Here is a 24490-nt window from a genome sequence, read left to right as displayed (position 1 = left end):
GAAGACTATCACGTATGACGTCGTATCTAAACACGGATCCGGACCTGGACGAGCACGAATCGATCCTGCAGGAGTACCCAGCGGAGGTTTTCCTCATCGAGCGCGACCACCCGAATGAGGGCCGGTCGTTCCGGTTTCATGCGCCGGTTCGGGAGGCCGTGACGTTCGAGGACGAGGACAGAGCGCGACTGTTTGCCGACCTTTACACCGTGGTCGACGGGTTCCGAATCGGGGGCGTCGGCGAGGGCGGGATTCCCGTGAACGTCGCTGTTGCAGGGACCGCCGAAATCGCCGCCTACATGTACGCGGCATGGGGACAGACTCCGACCCAGATCGCGCAAACGATTGACAGCAACCGTCAGAACGTTCTGGAGTATTTCGAGCGGGTCAGTAGCCGCGCCGAAAAAGTGATCGCAGAGAAGTGATCGCAACGTAGTTACCCCAGAGAAGTGATCGCAACGTAGTTACCCCAGAGAAGTGATCGCAACGTAGTTACCCCAGAGAAGTGATCGCAACGTAGTTACCCCAGAGAAGTGATCGCAGAGAAGTGATCAGAGAGGAGTGAACACAGGTGATGATTGCGGATCGGTACCGAGCCGAACAAGCAAACTGCGTTGCCATGCATCTCCCACTATCGCGGCTGATCACGAAAGAGTCAACCGTCACGAGACGCGGCAATCGACAGATGCGACAACGATCGGAAAGCGAACCGTCACGGCGGGAAAACCATCGTCCGCTTCGTCTCCGTCAAGTCCGGTGCCACCGTAAGCGCCTGGGAGGACAGCCGTGAGTGAGGTTACTCTCGCGGCAGATTTCGCTCTCATCGTCGTTGCGGCGACGGCGATCGGCATCCTGGCCCGCCAGCTCGGCCAACCCACTATCGTCGCCTACATTTTCACCGGGGTCGTGCTCGGTCCGGTAGCGCTCGACCTCGTCACAATCGGGGGACTCGTGGAAGTGATGGCCGAACTGGGACTCGGGTTCCTGTTGTTCCTTCTCGGTCTAAAGATGCGGTTTGACGACATCAAAGAGATACTCCGCCCGATCACCAACATCGCCGTTGGGCAGACGATCCTGCAGACGGCACTGGCGTTCCTGGTCGCCTGGCTGCTCGGATTCGGCACAACGGAGGTCATCGTCATCGCACTGGCGACCGTCTTCGGCGCGACGCCGATCATCGTCAAGTTGCTCACCGACAAAAACGAGATCACGTCGCTCCCCGGCAAGATCGACGTCGGCGTCCTGATCATTCAGGACATCTACCTGGTGATTGTTCTCGCGCTGTTCTCAGCCGAGCGCCTCGACGATCCCGCACAGATCGCGACGACTCTCGGTGTGATCTTCGTCATGATGTCGTTCATCGGGTTGTTCTCGCTGGCTTCCTCACGGTATCTCCTTCCGCATCTCTTTCGTCGAATCGCCGATCGGAAGGATGTCTTCCTCGTGGTCGCGATCGCGTGGGCGTTCCTGTTTATTTCGATCGCAGAAGTGTTCAATCTCTCTGTAGAGGTCGGCGCGTTCCTGGCCGGAATCAGCCTCGCACAGCTCCCCTACAGCAAGGAACTGGAGGATCGAATCACGCCGATCACCGACTTCTTCATCCTGGTGTTCTTCGCGACCATCGGCCTCCAGATCGAGAGCCTCGCGAGCCTGCTGGCGTACTGGCAGGAGGCGATTATCGCCTCAGTCGTCCTGATGGTCGGCAACTTCTGGATCATGTTCTCCCTCATCGACCGAGAGGGATTCAGCGTGGAGACGTCGTTCGTGGGCAGCATCAACATGGTGCAGGTGAGCGAGTTCTCGCTCGTCGTCGGCGCGCTGGCAATCCAGCAGGGATACATCGGTCCGGACGTGCTGGGCTATCTGACTCTGATGGCGCTGTTGACGATGACTGCCTCGACCTACATCATCACCTACAACCACGAACTCTACGAGCGGCTCCAGCCGTGGTTCCGGCGGTTCGAAAGCGAGGAGAAGGTGGACGCGGAGGTCAGTGAATACCGGGGCCACGCCGTCGCGATCGGGTACGACGAAGTCACCGAGGAGGCGCTGCCACTGTTACAGGAGCGATATGGAGCCGTCGTTGTGGTCGACCGGAAGACCGAGCACATCGCCCAACTGAAGGCCGAAGACCGGTACGACTACGTGTTCGGTGACGTTCGACACACGGAGATCAGGAAGGCGGCTGCACTATCGGAGGCCGCGTTCGTCCTCAGCTCCACTGTCGAGACCGACATCAACCGGGTGATCCTCGAGGAAGTCCGGGACGACGCTGTCGTCTTCGCCGAGGCCGACCGGATCGCCGACGCCCACGATCTCTACGACAGGGGTGCAGCGTACGTTATCATGGACACCTACCTGGCCGCAGCGAAGCTAAGCGACTACCTCGAACTGTACTTCAGGGACAGGGCAACGTTCGAACGGCGGATCGCGGACGACATCGACCGGATCAAACGGAAAGCCAGTCGGGTGAGTGTCCTCGATGCGCCGAGCTTCGACATCGAGGTCGATCCACGCCACTGGGGTGGTGGCGATGACTGACATCGTGATCGCCCTCGCGGTGGTGTTCGTCACTGCCGGAGCGCTGTTGCTGGTCGCAAACCAGCTGGAACTCCCCATCGTGCCGTTTTATATCATCGCCGGGCTGCTAACCGGTCTCGTCGTCGGTCAGCCAGCACTGGTGGATCTGGCGCTGTGGGGGATCGCCTTCCTGGTGTTCGTGTTCGGCATCCGTGTCGACATCGGTGACCTCCAGGCGGTGCTTCGCGACGGTGAGGTGGCCGCGTTCGCCCAACTGATCGTGGTCGCCCCGGTCGCGATCGTGGTCGGGTACGCGCTGGGGGACCTGTACGGATTCCAGGATCCGTTCCGGAACGCCCTGTACTTCGGCGCGGCGGCCACGTTGAGTTCGACGCTCGTTGGATCGCAGATCCTCGAACGGGAGATCCGGGAGGGGATGCTGTACGGTCGCCTGGCGTCGTCGATCCACTTCTTCGACGACGTGGTCGCCCTCGGGGCGGTGTTGATTCTCTCTGCTGACGTCCTCGCGGATTCGCAACTCGTCACCTCGAAGATCGGCTACGGCGTGTTGTTCGTCCTCGCCGGGCTGCTCATTTACCGCCACGGCTACCCGGCACTGGTTCGTGTGGCCGACGGCGGGGAGGAGCTGATCCTGATGGGCAGTATCTCGATTTTGATCGCGTTCATCGCCGCCGCGGAGGCTGTCGGAATCTCGATTGTCGTCGCCGCGTTCGCGGCCGGGCTCGCAGTCCGGAGCGAGGGTGTGGAGTCTCTCGGGGTCCGCAACGGGATCGAGTCGATCAAGGACTTCTTCGCCGCGATCTTCTTCGTCACGCTCGGCGCGCTCGTCAGCGTCCCGACTCCGGAGGTGCTCGTGCTCGCAACCGTCCTCACGCTGCTTGTCGTCGCCGTCAATCCTGCGGTCCACGCCGCCGCGTTCGTTCTGGAAGGGTACGACGGTCGAACCGCCTTCCTGACGGCGTCGAATCTCAACCAGGTGAGCGAACTGTCGCTCGTGATCGCTATACAGGGGTGGCTGCTCGGAACGATCGCGACGCCGCTTTTCGATGCGATCGTGCTCGCGGGCGCCGCGACGATGCTGTTGAGCTCCGTTGCGGGACGGTACGAGCAGCTGTTTTACGAGATAGTGCTGTCGCGGTTCCTCGAGGGGCAGACACGGCACATCGACACCAATAGCAGCATCGATGAGGGGATCGCTGAACACGTGGTCGTGATCGGGTACGGACGTCAGGGGCGACGTATCGTCGAGACGCTCGAGGAACTCGAGGTGCCCTACGTCGTCGTGGAAAACGACCCCACTGTCCGGGGGAATCTCCGCGAGAACTGTCGGAATTACGTCTTCGGCGACGCGATGGCGTCTTATCCGATGGAGCTGGCCCGAATCCGACATGCGGGCCTCGTCGTCTCGACGGTCGACCACAGGCCGGTGTCCGAATCGCTGCTGGAACACGACACCGACGCCGACGTGATCCTCAGGGCCGACCAGTCCACCGTCGCCAGTGAGCTACTCGACGCGGGGGCGGATTTCGTCGCCGTGCCCGACATCTTGGCGTCGGATCAACTGGTCGAGAACGTCGAACGGGTGCTCGGCGACGAACGCATGGTGGCGACACTGGAGGCCGACCACCGCGAGTTCCTGGATCTGATGGAGGTCCTCGAAACTGAGCGACGGTACGGGTGAGTGGCGGTCCTGTCGACCACTCATTCGAGAACCGTCACATTTTACCCCACTCTGCCCGCTACCGACGACATGGATCGACTGGAACAGTCGTTGCTCGACGCCCCGATCATCGAGAAGGGCGAATACCAGTACTTCGTTCACCCCATCAGCGACGGCGTCCCGATGCTCGAACCGGAACTGCTCCGGGAGATCGTCATCAAGATCATTCGGAAGGCGGAACTCGAAGATGTGGACAAGATCGTCACTCCCGCGGCGATGGGGATCCACATCTCCACTGCCGTCTCGCTGATGACCGACATCCCGCTTGTCGTCATCCGCAAGCGGGAGTACGGACTCGAGGGAGAAGTTTCGCTGGCCAAGAAAACCGGCTACTCGGAGTCGGAGATGTTTATCAACGACGTCGAGGCCGGCGACAGCGTGCTCGTTCTCGACGACGTGCTCTCGACCGGGGGCACGATGAAAGGAATTCTCGAGGCCCTCTCGGACATCGGCGCCGAGATCATCGACATCGTCGCCGTCATCAAGAAGACCGGTCCCAACGAGCTCGACGACACCGACTACCGGGTGAAGACGCTCATCAACGTCTCCGTCGAGAACGGCGAGGTCATCATCGACGATCCCCGCGGTGACGGATAGCCGGCCGTCGGTCCATCTTCGGTCGCCTGTGGATTCCACTCACTCATCAGCGAGCGTAAACGCGGGTTCCCTTCACGCCTCCCCGATCGTAAAAACGGGTTCTGCGATGTCTTCGCTTCGGCACTCGGGACACCGCGACGGCTGGTTTGCGGGGTCGTCGAACCCGTCGAAGCCGCACCGGCGACACGTCGGCGGCGCGACGAGCAGCTCCTCGCCGCTTCCGGACAACGATTTCGCGACATGGGTGAGATGGTCGTAGACGACCGGAACCGGCACGTCGACCTCGGCGGCGAGTTCGCTCGCGCTCGCCTCCTTCTCTCGGAGGGCGTCGGCGATCCGTTGGCGGGTGGTACGGCTCGTCGGTCCGTCGACCGGTTCCTCGCTCATGTTCACCGCCACGGCCGCCGAGGAAAAGAGACTTACCGGCAGGCAGTAACCCTGTAGTCATGAAGGCGATCGTGCTCGCGGGCGGGTACGCGACGCGTCTGTGGCCGATAACGAAAAACCGGCCGAAGATGTTCCTCCCCGTCGGCGAGAACACGGTGATCGACGAGACGTTCGCAGATCTGGAGGTCGACGACCGGATCGAGGAGGTGTACGTCAGCACGAACGAACGCTTCGAGGAGGACTTCAGGGAGTATCTCGCCGAGGCCCCCTACGAGAAGCCGAGCCTCTCGGTCGAGGACACCGAAAACGAGTCGGAGAAGTTCGGCGTGATCGGTGCGCTCGCACAACTCATCCGACGGGAGGGGATCGACGACGACCTGCTGGTGGTGGCCGGCGACAACCTCATCAGCTTCGACCTCGCGGAGTTCGTCGACTTTTACCAGCGCCGGGAGACACCCGCCCTCGCCGCCTACGACGTCGGATCTCGCGAGCGAGCCAAGTCCTACGGGCTGGTCGAACTCGACGGCGAACGCGTCATCGACTTTCAGGAAAAGCCTGACGACCCCCACTCGACGCTGGTGTCGATCGCCTGCTACGCGTTCCCCGCGGCGTCGCTGTCGCTGTTCGAGACGTATCTCGAGGGGGGAAACAACCCCGACGAACCCGGGTGGTTCATCCAGTGGCTCCAGGAGCGAAACCCGGTGTACGCCTTTACCTTCGACGGCGCGTGGTTCGACATCGGCACCCCCGAAAGCTATCTCGACGCCGTGCGATGGAAGCTCGACGGCGACTGTCGCGTTCATCCCGACGCGACCGTCGAGAACTCCCGGCTGGGCGAGAACGTCCACGTGATGGCCGACTCTTCGGTCGACGACTCGTCGCTCTCGGAGACGATCGTCTTTCCGGATGTGACGATCCGGGACGCGGAGATCAAACGATCGATCATCGACGAGGACACCCACATCGAGGGGCTCGACTTCGCCGGCGCGCTCATCGGGGCCCACAGCCGGATCGGAAACGGGCAGTAACGTCGCCGGCCCGCCGCCCGGGGGCGTAGCCACTCAATTCAGCTCTCCGAGATCCTCCTCGACGTGGGTGTGTTCCTCGGCCGGGAACTCGCCGGATTCGACCTCCCGTTTGAACGCCTCGACGGCCCGTGCCATCTCGCCCCGGAGGTCGGCGTACTGTTTCGAAAACGACGGCGACTCCTCCTCGATCCCGAGGACGTCGGTGATCACGAGCACCTGTCCGTCGCAGTCGCCGCCGGCGCCGATCCCGATCGTGGGAATGGAAAGCTCGTCGGTCACCCTGGCTGCGACGTTCGCGGGGACGTGTTCCAGCACGATCGAGAACGCCCCGGCCTCCTGATGGGCGATCGCGAGTTCGATCAGATCTCTGGCGGCGTTCTCCGTGGTCCCCTGTCTGGCGTACCCGCCGAGCTGGTTGACTTGCTGTGGCGTGAGCCCGACATGTGCCATCACCGGAATCCCGACCCGAGTGAGTCGCTCGGTGAGTTCGACCGTGTGCCGGCCGCTCTCGATTTTGATCGCGTCCGCGTTCGCCTCCTTCAGGAGTCGCCCGGCGTTTTCGACGCTTTCGGCCGCGTCGACGCCGAAGGAGAGAAACGGCATGTCGGCGACGACCAGCGCCTCCTCGGTCGCCCGGGCGACCGCAGCCGTCCGGCTGTGCATCTCCTCGAGTGTCACCGGCAGCGTCGTGTCGTATCCGAGCACTGCGTTTCCCATGCTGTCGCCCACCAGGATCACGTCGACACCCGCCTCGTCGACGATCGCTGCGGTCGGCGCGTCGTACGCCGTCAGCATGGTGATCGGCTCCTCGCCGGCGCGCTCGCGGAGGTCACGTGTCGTCACCATACGCCCACGTTCAGCCACCCGGAGAATAAAGCGTCCGGTGAGCGTCGATCGGGTTCGACGACACGACTGGGGCGGCAGCGGGACGGAAAACCGGTAGCTCTTACTCGCCACCCCGCCAATCGCCCGGCCGTGCCACGAGTCGTCGAGGAGACCGACCCCGAGGGAGTCGACTACGGTTGGGTGATGCAGGTGACGTTCGTCGTCACCATCCTGGTGGGCGCGCCCGTCGTCGCGCTGCTCGCTTCCGGAACCGGCGTCGAACTCGCGACGTGGGGGGAACGCGCCGCGTTCGCGATACGGGTCGGCGCGCCGATCTGGTTCGTGACGGCGATCGCGGTGTTCGCCTATGCGAAACGATACCGGATCTCCGACGCTGTCTAGGGAAGCGTTCCTTCCAGTTCGGAGACGTACACGAACCCGGCGCCGGCACGCTCTGCAGTTTGCTCGTCTCTGGGCGAGTCGCCGACGAACAGCGTTCGGCCGGGGTCGACTTGAAGCGCCCGACACGTCGAACGCAACGGCTCCGGATCAGGCTTGCGCGTCGCGAGCGTGTCACGTCCCACGATCGCTTCTTCCGTGACCGACCCGGCGAGTTCGTGTTCCGAGAGCGCGATCCGGACGGCGTCCTCGCAGTTGAGCGAACAGACGCCGACAGGAACGCCGTCCCCGGCGCGTTCGCGGAGGTCGTCGGCGAGAAACAGTCGCTCCGACCGGCGTGCCCCCTCGCGTTCCCGCCTGCAGACGAGTCCCGCGACCGCCTCGCCGACGCCGTGTGCTTCGGCGTCGTCCAGCAGTGTCCAGAGGTCTCCGGTCGGCGGGTCGACTCCCGCCTCGCGATACACCGTCACCGCCTCCTGGGTGACTGCCCCCCAGTCGACGTCGAGCCTGACGAGGGTGCCATCGAGATCGTACACGATAGCGTCGTAATCGTCCATGCCCTCTCCAGGGAGCGAACGAACAAAGGAGCCACGAAAGCCGCCACTGAAAAAGCAAAAAATAACGGCGCGAAATCGACCCCGGGCCGTGGGGCCGATCCCGCTTGAGCACCCTTAAGTCGCGCGGTCCCGAGGTTTTCGACATGCACCCACGGGACCTCTCTTCACACTCGCCGTACGTCCCCGGAAGCGGCATCGAGGAGGTCGCCCGGGAACTCGGCGTCGATCCCGACGACCTCGTTGCGCTCTCCTCGAACGAGAACCCACACGGACCCAGCCCCGCAGCCGTCGACGCGATACAGGAGCACGCCGGCCGGATTCACCAGTATCCGAAGGCCGCCCACGCCGACCTGACCGATCGGATCGCCGAGGAGTGGGGGGTCGACTCCCGGCAGGTGTGGCTCTCCCCGGGCGCCGACGGCGCGCTGGACTACCTCGCACGGGCGATGCTGTCTCCGGGTGATCGGGTACTCGCCCCCGAACCGGGATTCGCGTATTACCCGATGAGTGCCCGGTACCACCACGGTGCCGTGGCGACTTACGAGCTCTCGCCCGCAAACGACTTCGCCGGGACCGCAGACGCCGTGTTGTCCGCCTACGACGGCGAGCGGATCGTCTACGTGACCACGCCCCACAACCCGGCGGGAACCGAGTTCTCGCGGGAGCAACTTCTGGAGCTGCTCTCGGCGGTCGAGGACCGGACGCTCGTCGTCGTCGACGAGGCGTACGGCGAGTACAGCGAGTCCCCATCGAACATCGAGCTACTGGACTCCCACGAGAACCTCGCGGTGACCCGGACGTTCTCGAAGGCGTACGGGCTCGCCGGACTCCGGGTCGGCTACGCTGTCGTCCCCGAGGCGTGGGGGGACGCCTACGCCCGGGTGAACACCCCGTTTGCGGTGAACGAACTCGCCTGCCGGGCGGCAATGGCGGCGCTCGGGGACCACGATCACCTCCGGACGTCCGTCGAAACCGCGAGATGGAGCCGGGAGTACCTCCGGACGGAACTCGACGCACCGACCGTCGAGAGCGCGGCCAACTTCGTGCTGGCACACGTGGGCGACGCCGAAACGGTCGCCGAACGAAGCAAACAGGCGGGTGTAGTGATCCGCGACTGCACGAGCTTCGGGCTCCCCGAGTACGTCCGCATCTCCTGTGGAACCCGCGAGGAGACGAAACTCGCGGTCGAGACGCTCGATGAGGTGCTCGCCGACGCCGACGTCGCCGGGGTGGGGACGCGTGGCTGACCGGACGGACGGCGGCGACGAGCTGTCGCCACCCGGGACCCGTGCCCGTCGGATCGTCGTGACCGGAACGCCCGGCACCGGAAAGACGTCCGCGACCGAGCAGGTCGCCGAGGTCGGGGACCTCGACATCGACGTCGTCCACCTCAACGATCTCGTGAAAGCCGAGGGGCTGTGGACAGACCGCGACGAGGAGCGAGACACCCTCGTCGTCGACCTCGGGGCGGTGCGCGACCGTCTGGGCGACTGGGACGGGATCGTCGAGTCGCACGTCGCCCACCACCTCGAGGCGGACCGGGTGGTAGTGCTGCGGTGCCGCCCGGACGTGCTAGAAGAGCGCCTGCTGAACCGCGGGGAGTCACCCGGAAAGGCACGGGAGAACCGCGAGAGCGAGGCGCTCGACGTGATCCTCTCGGAGGCGGTCGAACGCCACGGTCGGGCGTCGGTGTACGAGATCGACACCACCGACCGATCGAGTTCGGCGGTCGCCGAGGAGATCGTCGCAGTCGTGCTCGGAAAGCGGGCACCGGGCGCCGGCGAAGTCGACTACCTCGAGTATCTTCCGGGAGGGATCGACGGGTGACGCTGGATCGGCTCCGTCCGATCGCCGACAGGGCGCTGACGCCGTTCGTCGACGCCGCCGACGCGGTCGGGCTCTCCCCGGACGGGGTGAGTGTGCTGGCGTTTGTCTGTGCGCTGGCTGCCGGCGGGGCGTTCGCGATCGCAGAGCCGGTCTGGTTCGTCGCCGGCGCGGTGCTGGTGTTCGCGAACGGCTGGTTCGACCTGGTCGACGGCGCGCTCGCCCGTCGCCAGGGGGAGGCGTCGGCGGGCGGGGATCTTTTGGATCACGTGCTGGATCGCTACGCGGACATCGCGATCATCGCCGGGCTCGCGGCGGGGATGGGAGCGTATCTACTGGGTTTTCTGGCCGTAACCGGCGTGTTGATGACGTCGTATCTCGGCACCCAGATCCAGGCGGTCGGCCTCGGCCGGGAGTACGGCGGCGCGCTCGGGCGCGCGGATCGGCTCGCGCTCGTTGGCGTCGTCGGCGTCGTTGCGGCGATCGTCCCCGGGGAATTGGTCGCCGGCCTGACGATCGTCGAACTCCTGCTCGTCGCGTTCGCGATCGTGGGTCACCTCACTGCGCTCCAGCGGTTCTACGGCGCGTGGTCGGATCTGTGAGCTGATAATTCGGCCGGCGTGGCGTGCGTGTGGTTTTTACTCTCGGCGGCGGTACAGACGTGTATGCCCCAGTGTGAGATGTGTGGTGCGGAGAAGTCGTCCCTCACCACGACCAAGGTCGAAGGCGCCGAACTGGAGCTTTGTGATTCCTGTTCCGAGTTCGGCACGGAGGTCCGCACCGAGTCCACCAGTTCGTCGGGGAGCAAGTACTCGACGACCTCGAGTTCGGGCACGTCCTCGGGCGGTTCCGGCGGCGGGAGCTCCGGCGCTTCGGGATCCGGAGGCTCCTCCTCGCGCCGGCGGGACATGTTCGACGAGATGGACGAGCTCGCGGCCGACTACGACACCCGGATCCGGAACGCGCGGGAGTCGACCGGGATGAGTCAGGAGGACCTCGCGAAGAAGCTCAACGAGAAGGCGAGCCTGATCCGAAAGCTCGAGCGCGGCGACATCCTCCCCAGCGACGACGTCCAAAAGAAACTCGAGCGGGAACTCGATATCTCGCTCCTCGAGGGCGAGGACGTGGAAGACTCCGAGTGGTCGAGCGACTCCTCGGGAACGATGACGCTTGGCGACGTCGTGAAGCGGAAGGATTAAACACCGACCTTTTTTAACGGGGGCCTCACTCACTGCGTTCGTTCGACCCCCGCCAAAAAATCTCGATCAAAAAAGCCGCCTCCGCGGGCGTCGCCCGCTCCGGCGGTGAAACGCCTCGCGTTCCGACCTTTTTTAACGGGGGCCTCACTCACTGCGTTCGTTCGACCCCCGCCAAAAAATCTCGATCAAAAAAGCCGCCTCCGCGGGCGTCGCCCGCTCCGGCGGTGAAACGCCTCGCTTCGCTCGGCGTATGCTCGGTGGTGTGTTTCTTAAGTGAGGCTCTTACTGAATACGGTGACACAGCGGAATATATCGAGAGATGTGTGGGTAGGCCAGTGCAAGCTACAGGGCGCGAGTCTTGCGCAGGGGTTGTTTCCATTTATATTTATATCTTAATTGGAATGATGTGTATAGACGGTACACACATCAATGAGCAATTGTTCCGTTTACTCAGAAAACACTGGAACGGACGGCAAATGGAGATGTAAACTGGTCAGTGAGGGTCTTACCAGTATCACATGATGTTCTCGGCACTGTGCAACATACAGAGGATCAATTCAGCATGGCAATCGCGTTCATTTAGCTCCAGATGTACTGAACTAGCTTTACTGTGGACGGTACGGACTGCTCGTTCGAAATTCGTGATATGACACTGCCTCCAACAGATCAAAGCGCTTCCGAGGGGCTGTCAAGTTGCGTAGTGATGAGTGAGATGCTGGCTCCGAACGTGACAAGGACGCTCCCAAAGAGAGTGAGATAGACACCATGTCCCGGCAACCATTTGCCAATAAGTGGACTTTGGGTTATCGTAATCACCGCTACGAGTCCGCCAATCCCAACCAAAACGAGATCGAAGACGGATCGCCACTCCGAACTCCGGAAACGACCAACTTCGACAAGCGCACCGACACCTGCTACGACGAGTAATCGTCGAACCCAGATTCGCTCAACTCCCATTTGCTCGCCTAACACATACACCTTCAACGGGAGTTCTTTGTCGATCCACGGAAGGACTGCTCCTATACCGATCAGTCCAAACCCAGCAAGGACGAGGACATGCGAGACGAGATCCCCTCGCTCGATATCCGTTATCGAGTGTGAAAGTGCCATACTTGCAGATACGAGTAGCGGAATAATAGGATTGTGGTAGGACAAATACGTGTTTGAGAAATGAACTCTTTTCGCTCAGACCGAAACAACCTACGAGATACACGTTGTGTATCTTGTACCGAATTTCTGATTGACTCCTGATAAGATTTATTTGATTTCAGTCAGTTCTTATCCTAACACAAACGAAGTTCATTACACGTGTTACGGACTCCCAGGGTGATGCGTATGCCCCTTGTATTCATCACTCACCACGTGATGGTTTGCTTAGAGGACTTCAGGGCAGCGCCCGATACAGAGCGTGAGTTCAGCAGGGTGATCCAGTCAGGGCCAGTCCGGGGGCAGTTCGTCGGAATGACTCTCAATCAGTTCAAGCAGTGGCTCGATTTCGTCGAAACGTGGCCCTTTCGATATCTCGCCCGTCTCCCGGTCCCACTCAATGTATCCTGCATCGTCTAATTTCGGCAGGTGGGTATGAATGAGGGCCCTTTCCACCTCTTTTTTCTGGTCCCCACTCCGAACCTTAACGTCGGCTTGCGTTTCGATAGTTCCCTCTTTCAACAACAGAAGAATCATCCGGCGATGACTTTCACTCAGAATATCGAGTTTGCGAGCCATCCCCGAACGGAACAGGATACTCTCCGACGCGTCACTCACTGAGTCCGGTAAATCAGTAAATCCTCCCTCATTGTGTGTCATACACTAACATCGAACTGGAACTTATATAATTATTGTGTAATATGTATAAGATTAACTAATAAAAAATCGTCCGACTTGGAGGCTGTCTCTTTCAGATAGGGCCCACAGGGTGGTAAGCCAGCCGTTCTACTCTCTCGTATTCCTTCGTCCGGCAGTACGGTGAATGGGTCACGCTACCCGTCAAACCGATGGCCGATAAACGCATAGTATCCATCACGTAGGGGCCAATCTGCCCTCGAATCTGTCATCTGTGTAACTGCTGAAAAAAGGGAACAGAAGGTATTCACAACGCTGAGATGGGAGTTTCACTGAGCGGACCTACTCTTTAGTGTGCTCCCCATGAGGGCAGGGCGGCCCTCCGAAGCCCGTTTCCATCATGTCACATTCGCCGTTTGAATTGATGAGGTGCCGTCCCTGATACCCACCGGTTCCATTGTTGTACTTTCACCGCGTACACCGGCATTCGAGTGATTATGCTGAACCACGCTGTGCCATGTGGGATAATAGCACCCTACAACCTAGGTCTTTGCTCCTCACTTCTCTTTGGAAGAGGTCGCCTGTTGAATACCCGCTATGTATCTTGCAGCAGGTTTCTGATGAACTCTTGAAACTTTTAGATTGAATCCGGACAGTCACTCAACTATCGTAAACCTAGACTCCTCCTCGATCCAATGCTCCTCAATGATGTGTTCGCCATTGTACACATCAGGCAGTTTGTGGCAGATTATTGCTACAAAAACCTTTGTCTGCAACACCCATTCTCTACATCTTTCACGCCAACCGGTGACAATATCTCTAAGTCGGCGGGTGTTTCACTGGGTTCGATAAGAGCCTCGAGTTAGTAGGGCGTCGTGCCGCCGTGTTCGTCCGACTCCGCGAATCCGTACGTCGAGGTCAGATGGTCAATCATGTAGTCGACTGTGGATGGATCGTAGCTCCAGAAGCCGTAGTAGTGTCCGTCCTCGCGCTCTTCAGCCAGCAGCGCGCACTTGCTCTCGTCGACGCCGGCGCCGTCGTAAGCGACGAACCATGTCTTCCGTATCTCGCTGTCACGCTCGACGTGGAGGGTGACGTTTTTCATGTTCGGGAGGGTCCCTTCGGGAACTGCGTACGCGTGTACCGACAGCCCCTGCTTGCCTGCGAGCCGTTCGTAGGTGGGCAGTTCCCCCGAAAACACTTCCAGCGTCTGGAACCCTGCGTGGAGTTCTCCCGCCCCGACCCGCCAGGCACGGTCCTCGATCTCGCGGGAAGCGGCGAGCATCTCCCCCGCAGAGTAGGAGGTGAACATCGTCTGGTCGAGGTGATCCAGGATCGGACGGTACGTCCCGGCGACGAACTCCGGATCCCGCTGCGTTCCGGGGTCGGCCAGTTCTTCGAGGTCGATCGCCGTCAGAAACGTCCCCGCCTGACCGAGCACGCCGAACGACTCGGGGCCCCCGTCCATCGTCGCCGTCTCGATCTCGAGGTTCCGATCCGAAAACCGGTCGCGGAGGTCCGCGACGACGTCGCCGTCGGTGTTGATCACCGTCAGCGTCTTCTCGTAGGATTCGACGCCGGCGATGAGTTCCGTGAGGGACATCTCTTCTGTTCGATCCTTGGAGAGGCGGGTATTTGACAATTACTCACACTCGTCGATTCGGCGCACGTCCCGGCTCGTTCGACGCGAAGTGTGTCCGGATCGTGAAGCTATTTGCCCACGCGGACCACCATCACCGATATGTTCGTTCTGGTTAACCTGAAGGCGTACCCGTGTGACGGACCCGCTGTCGCGAGGGCGGTTCGGGAGGTAAGCGAGGAATCCGGCGTCCGGATGGCAGTCGCACCGCAGGCGGCACAGCTCGAGACGATCCACGACACAGGCGCAGAGACGTGGGCCCAGCACGTCTCCCCGGTCGAACAGGGGAGCCACACCGGCTCGACGCTCGCGGAGGCGGTTGCCGACGCCGGTGCGGTGGGAACCCTGATAAACCACTCCGAGCGCCGGCTCCGTCTGGCCGACATCGACGGCGCACTCTCGGCGGCCGATCGGGCGGATCTCGAGACGGTCGTCTGTGCGAACAACCCCGCGCAGGTGGGCGCCGCGGCCGCCCTCGCCCCCGATGCCGTCGCGGTCGAACCGCCGGAGCTCATCGGCGGCGACGTCTCGGTGTCGACTGCCGATCCCGGTGTCGTCAAGGACGCCGTCGATGCAGCAACCGCCGTCGACGAGGACGTGTCGGTGTTCTGTGGTGCCGGCGTCTCGACGGGCTCGGACGTCGCCGCCGCAGGTGAACTAGGCGCCGAGGGCGTGCTACTCGCGTCGGGGGTCGCAAAGGCCGACGATCCGGAGGCTGTGCTGTGGGACCTGGTCAGTGAAATCTGAGAGGAGTCACCGGGAATCTCGGTCCTCGTCGCGATCCTCGTCGCGGTCCTCGTCGCGATCCTCGTCGCGGTCCTCGTCGCGGCTTTCTTCACGGGTCTCACCGTCGAACGCCGCTTCGATCGCATCGACCATCTCGTCGACCTCGTCGTCGCCCAACCGGTCGGCGTACGCGTCCCGGACCAGGTCCGGGATCGCGTAGGTGTACTCTCCCTGGCCGGCGTGTCGGATCAGCCCGGTCGTTCTGAGCGGACGGTTGCGTCCGTAGGCGATCTGTCTGTCGCCGTCGCCGCCAGCGTCGATGTGGGCGGCGATCGGTTCGCTCGTGCCCTCTCGACGGTAGTGATCGAGCATCCGTCTGGACAACTCCGGCACGGACTCGATCCGCCCGCGCAGCTCCCGGATGACCGCCTCCCTGGTGCCGAGCCGGACGTCGGCCGCGAACTCCATGGCCACCTCCGCGACGTCGTCGGCGTCGATCGGGGGAATCGGACCGCCGTTCGCGGCACGGCTGCCCGGTACATCTGCCGCGTCCGGAACCTCCGTTTCGTCTCCAGGGTCCGTTTCGTTTGCAGAACTAGCTTCGTCTGGAGCTCCGGCTTCGTCTGGAGCTCCGGCTTCGTCTGGAACCTCCGTTTCCCCTCGACCCGCCGTTTCCGTTCGAGTGTCGGAATTCCGATCTTCGGGACCGTCGGATCCGGCCGGTTCGTACTCCGGGAGCACCGACTGATCGGCTACCTCCTCGCGGTGCAGGTTTCGTCCCTGCCCACCACGGTAGGAGGCCTCCGCTCGACCCAGAAGCGCCTGGGCGAACTGGTCGGCCATCTGCGAGAGGTCTCTCGCCTCTTCGAGCTCCTGTTCGAGCTGCTGGATCCGCGCCTGCTTGCGGTCGAGTTCCTGTTTCAGGTCGGCGATCTCCGATTCCCGACGCTCCGCTTCGTCACTGATCTCCTCGAGTTCGGAGACGAGGTTCCCGGAGACGCTCTTGAGTTCCGGGCGTTCGAAGTCGCCGAGCCCCGGCGTTGCCCCGGCGTCGAACGTCTGCTTGCGGTGAAACTGCACCCTGTCGATCGAGTCCGCCCAGTCGCGCATCAAAAACGCCTCCCCGTCGTCGAGGTCCTCGATCGCGTCGGCGTAATCGGAACCGAGGATCCGGCCGACGACCTTCGTGTCGTTGTCCCAGGTGAGCCGGTGCCAGACGAGCCAGTCACACTGGGTGATGAAGTCCTTCTTGACGTTGGCGGGACGCTGGCTGATGCCGACGATTCCGAGCCCGTGTTTCCGCCCGCGTTTCCCGACCTTGATGAGCATCTTTCCGGTTTCGGTCATCCCGCCGCGTTCGGGGATGTACTCGTGGCACTCCTCGACGACGAGCAAGAACGGCTTCTTGAGCTTCTTTTCCTTCGCGAAGAGGTGTTTGGTTGTCTCCAGCAGGAGTTCGTCGGCGACATCCTCCTCGAGGTAGCCCGAGACGTCGAGGATGATCGGCACGTTCTGTTCGAGCGCGAGGTTCGCCAGCTTCTCGGCGTGTTCCGGCGAGACAACGATGTCACACTCCTCGTCGGCGCCGACGTGGAGGATCTCGTACTCCTCTTTGAGGCCGTAGTACTCGCCGTCGGTGTCGACGATCAGGACGTTGAGGTTCTCCGCAAGCAGGTTCTCGACGAAGACGGAGGCGGTGTTGGAGTTGTGGACGAACACCCCGTTCGCGAGGAACGTGTCCGTCCCGACCACGTCGAGGTCGTACACCTCGCGTTCGCCCGGGTATGGTTCGATCGAGACGACCTGCTGCCACAGGATGTCGTCGGTGTTTTGCGGCCCGTCCTCGTGGACCGGACTGTCGGCACTATCGAGGGATACGATTCCTCCGTCGGTTCGGGAGATTGATGGATCGCCGTCGACGAACTCGGGGGCGGTCGGCATCCAGGCACCGACATCGAGTTCGTCGCCGCGGATCGGGACGATGTCCCCGTCCTCGAGGGTGAGGAAACTGTGGTCCCCGGTACCGACGACCTCGGTGCCGTCTTCCAGCTCGATACAGAGCAGGTCGTCATCGGTGTGCTGGATCGTCGCCCGCACTCGCCGGAACTCGGCCCCGTGAGTGTCGGTGTTCAACGAGAGAACCTGGTCGCCCTTCCGCATTTCCTCGATCGGTTTCGGCCCCTCGGGCGTCTCGACGGGCGTGCCCTCGAGAATGCTCTTGCCCGACCCCGACTTTCCGGTGACGAACCCCCGCCCGGTGAGCAGTTCCACGGCCGGGATCTCGATCGGCGATCCGGGTTCGACGTCCGGGGATGCGCCCGGTCCGGCGCTGGCCTCCGCGACGTGAATCGTTTCTTCGTCCTCGACGTCGTCGCTCATTGGCCTAGGTTCCACGCGGCGGCATCAAAGGTGTTGCCCGGCGTCAGACGCACGTCAGACGGGCGAGCAAGTCAGCGCGTAACTGGTCGAGCGCGTCATCCGTTTCGTGCCTCTTCGTCTCGGGGTTCTTCGTTTCGTGCCTCTTCGTCTCGTGTCCACTCGTCGAGCGCCGACTGGTCGACCCCTCGACGGAATCGCGACGGCCTCGAACTGGACCGCTCGTCGGTCGATCTCTCCCGCGGGCCGACCGAACCGTTCCCGTCTGCAGGTCCGGTAGCTTCGATCTCGGCGTCCTCGAATCCCCCCAGTGTCGCCTGATCGCCCGCCTCGAACGAGAGGTTCGAGACGCGCACGCCGAGTTTGCGCACCCGCGTTTCGTGAAACTCCTCGAGCAGTTCCAGGGCGATCTCCTCGAGAAGTTCCGGATCGTCGACCGGTCCCGAAAGCGACTCTGCGCGGGTGTTGACCTCGAACGGCGGCTCGACGGCCTTGATCCCGATCGTCCGGTACAGCGCCTCCCGACTCCGGGCACGGTCTGCGACGTCGGCCGCGAGCGCCCGGACCGTCTCCCGTTTCGGCGCCACTTCCCGGACGGGTTCGGCGAAGGCGGACTCCCGCGAGAGGCTCTTCGGCCGACCGGTGGGGGTTACCTCGCGGTCGTCGTCGCCGCGGGCTCGGGCGTACAACTCCCGTCCCCGCTGGCCGAACCGCGCTTCCAGCTCTGTCGGATCCGCCGCCGCCAGGTCGCCGGCCGTCTCGATTCCCAGTTCCGAGAGTTCGCGGGCCGTCACGGGGCCGACGCCGTGGATTTCGGCGGTCGAAAGCGGCGAGAGGAACGACCTGACGTGACCCGGTGGAACCACCGTCAACCCGTTCGGCTTGTCGAAATCGGAGGCGATCTTCGCGGTCGACATGTTGGGCGCGACACCGACGCTCGCTGGGACGCCTGCCTCCCGCTGGATCCGCTCGATCACGTGTCTGGCGTACCCCTCGGCCAGCCGGCGAGTTTCCGCCGGCCCGGCCGACCGGCTCGGGTCGCCGCCGGGGACCGGATCCCACCCCGTTCGGTCGGTGACGTCCAGGTACGCCTCGTCGATGCTCACTTCGCGGACCACGTCCGCACAGTCGTGGAGTACCGCCTTCACGTCCGCCGCGACCGACCGGTAGAACTCCAGATCCACCGAACGGTAGTATCCCCGAGGATCCGACTGTTCGTCCTTCACGTCGGCTTCCATCCGCGGGAGTTGTTCGAGCGCCTGCGAGATGGGCTGGGCGCTCTCGACGCCGTGTTCGCGTGCCTCGTAGCTCGCGGTCGCGACCGCGCCGTTCGTCTCGCCGGGTTCATATCCCATGCCGACGACGACGGGCTCCCCCTCGAGTTCGGGCTCGCGCAGCCGCTCACAGGAGGCGTAAAAGCAGTCCATGTCGACGTGCAGGACGATCCGCTCGTCGACCTCGTCGGGGGTGCCTGGCAGCCGCGCTGCCTCCATCGATGACGACTGGGGGCCGGACGACCGTTAACCTTCCCCGTCTGCGGTGAAACTATACTGTCGGATTCACAACGGAGCGTGGCCCGGTTCGCGACCCACGAACCCGACAGCGAAGGCTCACGAACGGAGCGACGGCGGAAAAGTAGCGGGAGGTAGATTTGAACTACGTCGAGACGTGCTCACGACGTTGCGCGCGTCTCGCCTCATTCAAATCTTTCCGGGGCTCGGGACGCGGGACACTTCACGCTCCGCTTTGAGTCTTAGTCTCGCTCGAAAAGTAGCGGGAGGTAGATTTGAACTACCGATCTCCGGGTTATGAGCCCGGCGGAATCTCCTGGCTATCCCATCCCGCTACCAGAAAAAAATCGGGTATGACGGTTAAGGGTTGTGATTCGTTCGCCGTATGCCAGTTCTCCGCACCGCTCGATCCGTCATTCTGCGACGCTGTCGCGTGGGTATGCCGACCCACAGCGTTTTGTCCGTCCGGTCGAACGGGAGGCCGTGGACGCCAGACAGGACACGCCGACGAACCCGTTCGGCATGGACGAGGCCTGCGAGAACTGTCGACGTTGCGAGACACGATCGAACGTGATCCACGGCTACGGCGACGTCGCGGCCGACTTCCTGTTCGTCGCCGAGGCGCCGTCGCCAGACGACGACGCCACGGGACGCCCGGTTCTCGAGCGTACCGAACTCGGTCGGATCTTGAATACGGTCGGACTGGTGGACGTAGACGCCGCCGAAGCCTCCCCCGAAGCCTCCGCTGAAGCCTCCCCCGAAGACGCCGGCGGCGCTGGAGGGCTTCCCCTCGAGAACGCGTACGTCACGCATCTCGTTCGGTGCCACGGTCCCGAGGAACCCGCCGATCGGGAGGTCGCCGCGTGTGACCCGTTTTTGACTGCCGAAATCAGGATGATCAATCCACACGTCATCGTCCCCATCGGCGGCCGAACGCTGGGGGCGCTCGCCGTCGAGTACACGACCAGCCCCCCGGAGGCGTTCGACATCGAGGAAGTACACGCGACGACGATCCGGGGTCGTGGCTTCGAACTAGTGCCGATGGTCGACCCGGAACGCGCGAGCGATGACGAACTGGACGCGTGGGTGAGGCAGTTCACGGAGGCGGTGCTCGGCCGGGATTACAGACAGACGAAAGGACGTCAGGAACGGTGAGTTCAAGGAATCCCGGCACGAACCGCGGCTATGACGATCGTCGCCGTTCTCGCTGATCCGCCACAGGAAGGCCACGTTCTCTCACAGCTGGTGGAGACGAGTCCGCTTTCTCCCGCCGACGCCGTCGAACTGTACGAGGCGCTGTTTCGGGACACGGTACACGCCGTCGAGCGTTCTGCCGGATCGCTGCTCGTGAACTACGCTCCGGCAGGTGATCTCCCCGACGAGGTCGCCGACGACACCCCGCCGGAGGCGCAGCTTCGAACGCTCGTCGTCGACGAGGTCGACGATCCAGAGTTCCGGGATTCGGTTCGGTTCGAGCCCCAGGTCGGCTCCTCGTTTTCCGCGCGGGCGGGCAACACCGCGACGCATCTGCTCCGGGAGGAGGAGGCCAGTTCGGTCGCCATCGTGCGACCCACCGTTCCGTTTCTCTTTCGAACGGTGCTGGATTCCGCATCGATGAAACTGCGACAGTCCGGCGCAGTTTTCGGCCCGGCGCCCGGCGGACGGGTGTACTACGCCGGCTTCCGCGAACCGGTCGACTTCGCGGACGCCTGGGAGCCGCCGGCGCTGTCGACGCTTACAGGTCGGGCCGTGGACGCGCAACTCGACGTCGACTTCGTCGGAATGCAACCGACCATCGAAACTGGACGCGACCTGGCGGCGGTCCTGGTCCAGTTGCGTGCCAGAGTCGACTCCGAACGGATCGTTCCCGTCAACACTGCGACTGTCCTCTCGGAGTTCGGCGTCGACGTCGCGATCGAGAACGGCGAGCCGACGCTGGTGTCTGACTGATCGACACCGCAGCGAGATCGACACCGCACCGAGACCGACACCGACACGCATTTGCGGAGTCGCGTACAACTATCGAACGCGGTGGGATGGCGGAGTGGACTATCGCGCCTGCCTTGAAAGCAGGTGGCCGTCAGGCCTCCTGGGTTCGAATCCCAGTCCCACCGCGTTTTCGACGATACCTTCGTTTTACCGAAGACAATCCATTCGCCCGGAACGCAAGTTCTATCGGGCGGGTGTGAGTACGGGCCCGTATGGACTGGCCACACGATCCCGACGGCGAGGAGGGCAGCGAGGGGATGCGCAAATACGGCCACGCAGTGATCGCAAAGAAAGTCGACGAGGAGGAGGATTTCCCCCTCTCCCGCGAGGAGTTCGTCGACGAATACGGCGACGACCCGATCAGGATCAACCACGAGCGGGTCGTCGCGCTCCGGGACATCTTCGAGGGCATCGAACAGGAGGAGTTCGCGGACTTCGTCGAACTCCACAGAGCGGTCGGCAAGGCGATGCGAGCGGGCGGATTCTGGGACTACGAGGGCGCCGAGGCGTTCGTCGGTGGAGACGCCTGAAACCACTACTCAGCTCCGAGTGAGCGCTTTTTCGGGGGTTTTGCCTCCGGAACTTTGATATGGCGTGTCGTGAATCCTCCCGATACAGGATGGCAGTAATTTGGCTGGACGACGTTCGAGCCGACGACGTGGAAACCGTCGGCGGCAAGGCCGCTTCGCTTGGCGAACTCACCGACGCGGGCCTGCCCGTTCCGCCGGGCTTCGTCGTCACCGCCGGAACGTATCGGACCTTCATCGAGGAGGCCGGCATCGACGAGGAACTGTTCTCGGCAGTTGACGTCGATCCAGAGGACTCCGCAGCGCTCAGGGAAGCGGCCGAGACCGCCGAGGGGCTGATAACCGGAACGGAGATTCCCGAGGACGTCGCCCGAGAAATCCTCGAAGCCTACCGGAGCTTCGGCGGCGAGGAGGAGGCGTTCGTCGCGGTGCGGTCGTCGGCAACGGCAGAAGACCTTCCGGGGGCCTCATTTGCCGGACAGCAGGAGACGTACCTCAACGTCCGCGAAGAGAAGCTCCTCGAGCGGATCAGGGACTGCTGGGCGTCGCTTTTCACCCAGCGGGCGATCTACTACCGCAACCGGCAGGGGTTCGACCACGAATCGGTCGACATCGCGGTCGTGGTTCAGCGGATGGTCGACGCCGAGAAGTCCGGCGTTATGTTCACCAGCCACCCTTCGACGGGGGAGCCGGAAGCGGTCATCGAGTCCGCCTGGGGGCTCGGCGAGGCGGTCGTTTCTGGGTCGGTGTCGCCGGACAACTACGTGTACGACCGACGGACTGACGAGGTTCTCGACGTAACCGTCGCCGACAAGAAGACGAAGATGTGCAAGGACCCCGACACCGGCGAAACGGTCGAGGTCGAACTCGATGAGGACCGCCGGAATGAGCGCGTGCTCTCGGACGCGGAGATCGAACGGCTCGTCGAGATCGGGGAACGCGTCGAGTCCCACTACGGCGAGCCGCAGGACGTCGAGTGGGCGATCGTCGACGACGAGATTTATATGCTCCAGTCGCGACCGGTCACGACGATCGCGGAGTCGGAAACCGGCTCACGAGCCGGGTCACAGCGCGACGCGGACGACGAGGAGAAGGGGACGCTCGATCCGATCGAAGGAAGCCCGAACGGTGGCAACGGAGTGAACGATCAGGGGAACGGGGCTCCGAACGACGACGTTCTGTTGAGCGGGCTCGGATCCTCGCCGGGGGTCGTCTCCGGCACCGTCCGGATCGTGACGAAACTGGACCACCTCGATTCTGTCGCCGACGGCGACATCATCGTCACCGAGATGACGATGCCCGACATGGTGCCGGCGATGAAACGCGCGGCCGGGATCGTCACCGACGAGGGCGGGATGACCAGCCACGCAGCGATCGTCTCACGGGAACTCGGCGTGCCGGCGGTCGTGGGCACCGGATCGGCGACCCGGACCCTCACGAACGGCCAGCAGATCACCATCGACGGCGACAAGGGGACAGTCCGGAAGGGCGCACACGAGGATGCCGAACCCGCAGAGGAGTTCGAGCCTACCGAGGAGGTCAGACCCAAGACCCCGGTCAAACCGATGACAGCCACCGAAGTGAAGGTGAACGTCTCGATCCCCGAGGCGGCCGAGCGCGCGGCGGCGACCGGCGCCGACGGCGTCGGCCTCCTCAGGATCGAGCACATGGTGCTGTCGCTGGGGCAGACGCCCGAACGCTACATCCAGCGAAACGGGCGGCGCGCGTACGTCGACGAGATCGTCGACGGCATCCGCGAGGTCGCCGAGGAGTTTTACCCCCGACCAGTTCGGGCGCGGACGCTCGATGCACCCACAGACGAGTTCAAGGAACTTGAGGGCGGCGACGAAGAGCCCAACGAGCACAACCCGATGCTGGGCTGGCGGGGGATCCGCCGGAGCCTGGACAAGCCGGACGTGTTCCGGGCGGAGCTGGCGGCGTTCCGACGGCTCTACGACATGGGCTATGACAACGTCGAACTGATGCTTCCGCTGGTGAACGACGCCGCCGACGCCGACCGCGCCGCGGAACTCATGCGCGAGGAGGATATCGATCCGAACGCAATCACCTGGGGCGTGATGATCGAGACGCCCGCCAGCGCACTCCGGATCGAGGAACTGGTCGAGACCGGCATCGACTTCGCTTCCTTCGGGACGAACGACCTCACCCAGTACACCCTCGCGGTCGACCGCAACAACGAGAACGTCGCCGACCGGTTCGACGAACTCCACCCTGCGGTGCTACAGCTCATCGGATCCACTATCCAGACCTGCAGGGAACACGACGTCGCGACGAGCATCTGCGGGCAGGCCGGTTCGAAGCCGGAGATGGTCCGGTTCCTCGTCGAGGAGGGTGTCTCCTCGATCTCGGCGAACATCGACGCCGTTCGGGACGTTCAGCACGAGGCGAAACGCGTCGAACAGCAGCTGCTGTTGGACTCGGTGCGGTAGGTCTCGAAGCTCCGAGGCCGTCTCCAACTCTTCTGACACCCTGACTGGGTAGGTGCCGAGGCTATGGTTATTCGTACCAAACAGGAGGTATGAGCAGCAGTAACTCGAGCGACAGGACGCGGGAACTGGCCGACCTGTTCGTCAACGTCACCGGGGACGAACGTGTCACCGAGCCACAAAACGAGAACTACGACCGCGAAATTCGGGGGGAAAACAGGATCGACGAAGCCGTCCGTGACGGCCTCGAGGACGCCATTGCCGGCGCGGAGCCGGATCCCGGCGATCCCGGCGAAACCGGCGAGTCCAGTGGATGACTGTGACGGGTTTTTGAGCCGACGAACGCGACGTTCTTGCGACCCGTTCGTACCGACGACAGCGACAGCCTTATGAACACAAACGTACATTGATGAACA

24 protein-coding genes and 2 tRNA genes are annotated in these 24490 nt (G+C 63.0%); 17 read left to right on the top strand and 9 right to left on the bottom strand.

The window, feature by feature from the left end; translation table 11 throughout:
* Positions 1 to 14 precede the first annotated feature (14 nt).
* The 4 genes from AArcSl_RS02585 to hpt all read left to right on the top strand — a co-directional run bounded on the left by AArcSl_RS02585 (position 15) and on the right by hpt (position 4858).
* The gene (locus tag AArcSl_RS02585; protein WP_119814596.1) at positions 15 to 425 is read left to right on the top strand and encodes a hypothetical protein; all 411 of its coding nucleotides are present in this window, start codon (positions 15 to 17) and stop codon (positions 423 to 425) included.
* Between the two features lie 361 nt (positions 426 to 786).
* On the top strand, positions 787 to 2541 hold the full coding sequence (locus tag AArcSl_RS02580) for a cation:proton antiporter (protein WP_119814593.1): 1755 nt from the start codon (positions 787 to 789) through the stop codon (positions 2539 to 2541).
* The gene (locus tag AArcSl_RS02575; RefSeq protein ID WP_119821672.1) at positions 2534 to 4222 is read left to right on the top strand and encodes a cation:proton antiporter; all 1689 of its coding nucleotides are present in this window, start codon (positions 2534 to 2536) and stop codon (positions 4220 to 4222) included. Before AArcSl_RS02580 ends, AArcSl_RS02575 begins: the two co-directional genes overlap by 8 nt.
* A gap of 69 nt (positions 4223 to 4291) precedes the next feature.
* Positions 4292 to 4858 carry a hypoxanthine/guanine phosphoribosyltransferase gene (gene hpt, locus AArcSl_RS02570; protein ID WP_119814591.1) on the top strand — a complete coding sequence of 189 codons (567 nt, stop codon included), beginning with the start codon at positions 4292 to 4294 and terminating at the stop codon, positions 4856 to 4858.
* Between the two features lie 72 nt (positions 4859 to 4930).
* On the opposite strand, the gene AArcSl_RS02565 is transcribed toward hpt, so the two are convergent.
* Positions 4931 to 5245 (bottom strand): transcriptional regulator, encoded by a 315-nt coding sequence (locus tag AArcSl_RS02565; RefSeq protein WP_119814588.1) that lies wholly within the window; start codon positions 5243 to 5245, stop codon positions 4931 to 4933.
* A gap of 59 nt (positions 5246 to 5304) precedes the next feature.
* Between AArcSl_RS02565 and AArcSl_RS02560 the strand changes: the two genes are divergently transcribed.
* Entirely contained in the window at positions 5305 to 6273 is a 969-nt protein-coding gene (locus tag AArcSl_RS02560) for a sugar phosphate nucleotidyltransferase (protein WP_119814585.1), read from the top strand.
* 33 nt (positions 6274 to 6306) lie between these two features.
* Here AArcSl_RS02560 and panB read toward each other — a convergent pair whose 3' ends face one another.
* Complete coding sequence (gene panB, locus AArcSl_RS02555; protein WP_119814582.1) at positions 6307 to 7119, bottom strand: 3-methyl-2-oxobutanoate hydroxymethyltransferase; 813 nt, start codon at positions 7117 to 7119, stop codon at positions 6307 to 6309.
* 129 nt (positions 7120 to 7248) lie between these two features.
* Here panB and AArcSl_RS02550 point away from each other — a divergent pair, with 129 nt between their 5' ends.
* Positions 7249 to 7500, top strand: a complete 252-nt coding sequence (locus AArcSl_RS02550) for a DUF5822 domain-containing protein (protein ID WP_119814579.1) — start codon at positions 7249 to 7251, stop codon at positions 7498 to 7500.
* On the opposite strand, the gene AArcSl_RS02545 is transcribed toward AArcSl_RS02550, so the two are convergent.
* Positions 7497 to 8054, bottom strand: coding sequence for an HAD family hydrolase (locus AArcSl_RS02545; protein ID WP_119814576.1), 558 nt, complete (start codon positions 8052 to 8054; stop codon positions 7497 to 7499). The two genes, AArcSl_RS02550 and AArcSl_RS02545, sit on opposite strands and share 4 nt — an antisense overlap.
* Before the next feature lie 143 nt (positions 8055 to 8197).
* Between AArcSl_RS02545 and hisC the strand changes: the two genes are divergently transcribed.
* From hisC to AArcSl_RS02525, 4 genes are all read left to right on the top strand, one after another.
* Complete coding sequence (hisC, locus tag AArcSl_RS02540; RefSeq protein ID WP_119814573.1) at positions 8198 to 9301, top strand: histidinol-phosphate transaminase; 1104 nt, start codon at positions 8198 to 8200, stop codon at positions 9299 to 9301.
* On the top strand, positions 9294 to 9881 hold the full coding sequence (locus tag AArcSl_RS02535) for an adenylate kinase family protein (protein ID WP_245883337.1): 588 nt from the start codon (positions 9294 to 9296) through the stop codon (positions 9879 to 9881). The genes hisC and AArcSl_RS02535 overlap by 8 nt, the downstream gene beginning before the upstream one ends.
* Positions 9878 to 10480, top strand: a complete 603-nt coding sequence (locus tag AArcSl_RS02530) for a CDP-alcohol phosphatidyltransferase family protein (RefSeq protein WP_119814567.1) — start codon at positions 9878 to 9880, stop codon at positions 10478 to 10480. The genes AArcSl_RS02535 and AArcSl_RS02530 overlap by 4 nt, the downstream gene beginning before the upstream one ends.
* A gap of 63 nt (positions 10481 to 10543) precedes the next feature.
* Positions 10544 to 11077 (top strand): multiprotein bridging factor aMBF1, encoded by a 534-nt coding sequence (locus AArcSl_RS02525; protein ID WP_119814564.1) that lies wholly within the window; start codon positions 10544 to 10546, stop codon positions 11075 to 11077.
* A 666-nt stretch (positions 11078 to 11743) separates the two neighbouring features.
* Here AArcSl_RS02525 and AArcSl_RS02520 read toward each other — a convergent pair.
* From AArcSl_RS02520 to AArcSl_RS02510, 3 genes are all read right to left on the bottom strand, one after another.
* Positions 11744 to 12187 carry a hypothetical protein gene (locus tag AArcSl_RS02520; RefSeq protein WP_119814561.1) on the bottom strand — a complete coding sequence of 148 codons (444 nt, stop codon included), beginning with the start codon at positions 12185 to 12187 and terminating at the stop codon, positions 11744 to 11746.
* A gap of 321 nt (positions 12188 to 12508) precedes the next feature.
* On the bottom strand, positions 12509 to 12883 hold the full coding sequence (locus AArcSl_RS02515; protein WP_217563490.1) for a DUF7344 domain-containing protein: 375 nt from the start codon (positions 12881 to 12883) through the stop codon (positions 12509 to 12511).
* An 838-nt stretch (positions 12884 to 13721) separates the two neighbouring features.
* Complete coding sequence (locus AArcSl_RS02510) at positions 13722 to 14462, bottom strand: DICT sensory domain-containing protein (RefSeq protein ID WP_119814558.1); 741 nt, start codon at positions 14460 to 14462, stop codon at positions 13722 to 13724.
* Between the two features lie 138 nt (positions 14463 to 14600).
* Between AArcSl_RS02510 and tpiA the strand changes: the two genes are divergently transcribed.
* The gene (gene tpiA, locus AArcSl_RS02505; RefSeq protein WP_119814555.1) at positions 14601 to 15245 is read left to right on the top strand and encodes a triose-phosphate isomerase; all 645 of its coding nucleotides are present in this window, start codon (positions 14601 to 14603) and stop codon (positions 15243 to 15245) included.
* Positions 15246 to 15251: 6 nt separating this feature from the next.
* Here the strand turns inward: tpiA and AArcSl_RS02500 are convergent, their stop codons facing one another.
* From AArcSl_RS02500 to AArcSl_RS02490, 3 genes are all read right to left on the bottom strand, one after another.
* Positions 15252 to 17603: an ATPase gene (locus AArcSl_RS02500; RefSeq protein ID WP_119814552.1), complete on the bottom strand. Its 2352-nt coding sequence runs from the start codon at positions 17601 to 17603 to the stop codon at positions 15252 to 15254.
* A 95-nt stretch (positions 17604 to 17698) separates the two neighbouring features.
* The gene (locus tag AArcSl_RS02495) at positions 17699 to 19093 is read right to left on the bottom strand and encodes a DNA polymerase Y family protein (RefSeq protein ID WP_119814549.1); all 1395 of its coding nucleotides are present in this window, start codon (positions 19091 to 19093) and stop codon (positions 17699 to 17701) included.
* Positions 19094 to 19371: 278 nt separating this feature from the next.
* Positions 19372 to 19446, bottom strand: a tRNA-Met gene (locus AArcSl_RS02490).
* 148 nt (positions 19447 to 19594) lie between these two features.
* Between AArcSl_RS02490 and AArcSl_RS02485 the strand changes: the two genes are divergently transcribed.
* The 6 genes from AArcSl_RS02485 (at position 19595) to AArcSl_RS02460 (ending at position 24391) form a co-directional block, all read left to right on the top strand.
* Positions 19595 to 20266 carry a uracil-DNA glycosylase gene (locus AArcSl_RS02485; RefSeq protein ID WP_119814546.1) on the top strand — a complete coding sequence of 224 codons (672 nt, stop codon included), beginning with the start codon at positions 19595 to 19597 and terminating at the stop codon, positions 20264 to 20266.
* A 30-nt stretch (positions 20267 to 20296) separates the two neighbouring features.
* Positions 20297 to 21061, top strand: coding sequence for a hypothetical protein (locus AArcSl_RS02480; RefSeq protein WP_119814543.1), 765 nt, complete (start codon positions 20297 to 20299; stop codon positions 21059 to 21061).
* Between the two features lie 80 nt (positions 21062 to 21141).
* Positions 21142 to 21225, top strand: a tRNA-Ser gene (locus AArcSl_RS02475).
* An 87-nt stretch (positions 21226 to 21312) separates the two neighbouring features.
* Entirely contained in the window at positions 21313 to 21630 is a 318-nt protein-coding gene (locus tag AArcSl_RS02470) for a DUF5785 family protein (protein ID WP_119814540.1), read from the top strand.
* A gap of 89 nt (positions 21631 to 21719) precedes the next feature.
* Positions 21720 to 24077 (top strand): phosphoenolpyruvate synthase, encoded by a 2358-nt coding sequence (gene ppsA, locus AArcSl_RS02465; RefSeq protein ID WP_119814536.1) that lies wholly within the window; start codon positions 21720 to 21722, stop codon positions 24075 to 24077.
* An 89-nt stretch (positions 24078 to 24166) separates the two neighbouring features.
* Complete coding sequence (locus tag AArcSl_RS02460) at positions 24167 to 24391, top strand: hypothetical protein (RefSeq protein ID WP_119814533.1); 225 nt, start codon at positions 24167 to 24169, stop codon at positions 24389 to 24391.
* The last annotated feature ends 99 nt before the right edge of the window (positions 24392 to 24490 follow it).

It is taken from the genome of Halalkaliarchaeum desulfuricum, assembly GCF_002952775.1.
Taxonomy (GTDB): Archaea; Halobacteriota; Halobacteria; order Halobacteriales; family Haloferacaceae; genus Halalkaliarchaeum; species Halalkaliarchaeum desulfuricum.
Note: the sequence above shows the minus strand (reverse complement) of the source record. Positions and strands in the feature narration are given on the sequence as shown.

Bases quoted from the DNA above. Each gene is read 5' to 3' on its own strand.
- AArcSl_RS02585 (WP_119814596.1), top strand. From the start codon at position 15: ATGACGTCGTATCTAAACACGGATCCGGACCTGGACGAGCACGAATCG.
- AArcSl_RS02575 (WP_119821672.1), top strand. From the start codon at position 2,534: ATGACTGACATCGTGATCGCCCTCGCGGTGGTGTTCGTCACTGCCGGA.
- hpt (WP_119814591.1), top strand. From the start codon at position 4,292: ATGGATCGACTGGAACAGTCGTTGCTCGACGCCCCGATCATCGAGAAG.
- AArcSl_RS02565 (WP_119814588.1), bottom strand. From the start codon at position 5,245: ATGAGCGAGGAACCGGTCGACGGACCGACGAGCCGTACCACCCGCCAA.
- AArcSl_RS02560 (WP_119814585.1), top strand. From the start codon at position 5,305: ATGAAGGCGATCGTGCTCGCGGGCGGGTACGCGACGCGTCTGTGGCCG.
- panB (WP_119814582.1), bottom strand. From the start codon at position 7,119: ATGGTGACGACACGTGACCTCCGCGAGCGCGCCGGCGAGGAGCCGATC.
- AArcSl_RS02545 (WP_119814576.1), bottom strand. From the start codon at position 8,054: ATGGACGATTACGACGCTATCGTGTACGATCTCGATGGCACCCTCGTC.
- hisC (WP_119814573.1), top strand. From the start codon at position 8,198: ATGCACCCACGGGACCTCTCTTCACACTCGCCGTACGTCCCCGGAAGC.
- AArcSl_RS02525 (WP_119814564.1), top strand. From the start codon at position 10,544: ATGCCCCAGTGTGAGATGTGTGGTGCGGAGAAGTCGTCCCTCACCACG.
- AArcSl_RS02520 (WP_119814561.1), bottom strand. From the start codon at position 12,187: ATGGCACTTTCACACTCGATAACGGATATCGAGCGAGGGGATCTCGTC.
- AArcSl_RS02515 (WP_217563490.1), bottom strand. From the start codon at position 12,883: ATGACACACAATGAGGGAGGATTTACTGATTTACCGGACTCAGTGAGT.
- AArcSl_RS02510 (WP_119814558.1), bottom strand. From the start codon at position 14,462: ATGTCCCTCACGGAACTCATCGCCGGCGTCGAATCCTACGAGAAGACG.
- tpiA (WP_119814555.1), top strand. From the start codon at position 14,601: ATGTTCGTTCTGGTTAACCTGAAGGCGTACCCGTGTGACGGACCCGCT.
- AArcSl_RS02500 (WP_119814552.1), bottom strand. From the start codon at position 17,603: ATGAGCGACGACGTCGAGGACGAAGAAACGATTCACGTCGCGGAGGCC.
- AArcSl_RS02495 (WP_119814549.1), bottom strand. From the start codon at position 19,093: ATGGAGGCAGCGCGGCTGCCAGGCACCCCCGACGAGGTCGACGAGCGG.
- AArcSl_RS02480 (WP_119814543.1), top strand. From the start codon at position 20,297: ATGACGATCGTCGCCGTTCTCGCTGATCCGCCACAGGAAGGCCACGTT.
- AArcSl_RS02470 (WP_119814540.1), top strand. From the start codon at position 21,313: ATGGACTGGCCACACGATCCCGACGGCGAGGAGGGCAGCGAGGGGATG.
- ppsA (WP_119814536.1), top strand. From the start codon at position 21,720: ATGGCAGTAATTTGGCTGGACGACGTTCGAGCCGACGACGTGGAAACC.
- AArcSl_RS02460 (WP_119814533.1), top strand. From the start codon at position 24,167: ATGAGCAGCAGTAACTCGAGCGACAGGACGCGGGAACTGGCCGACCTG.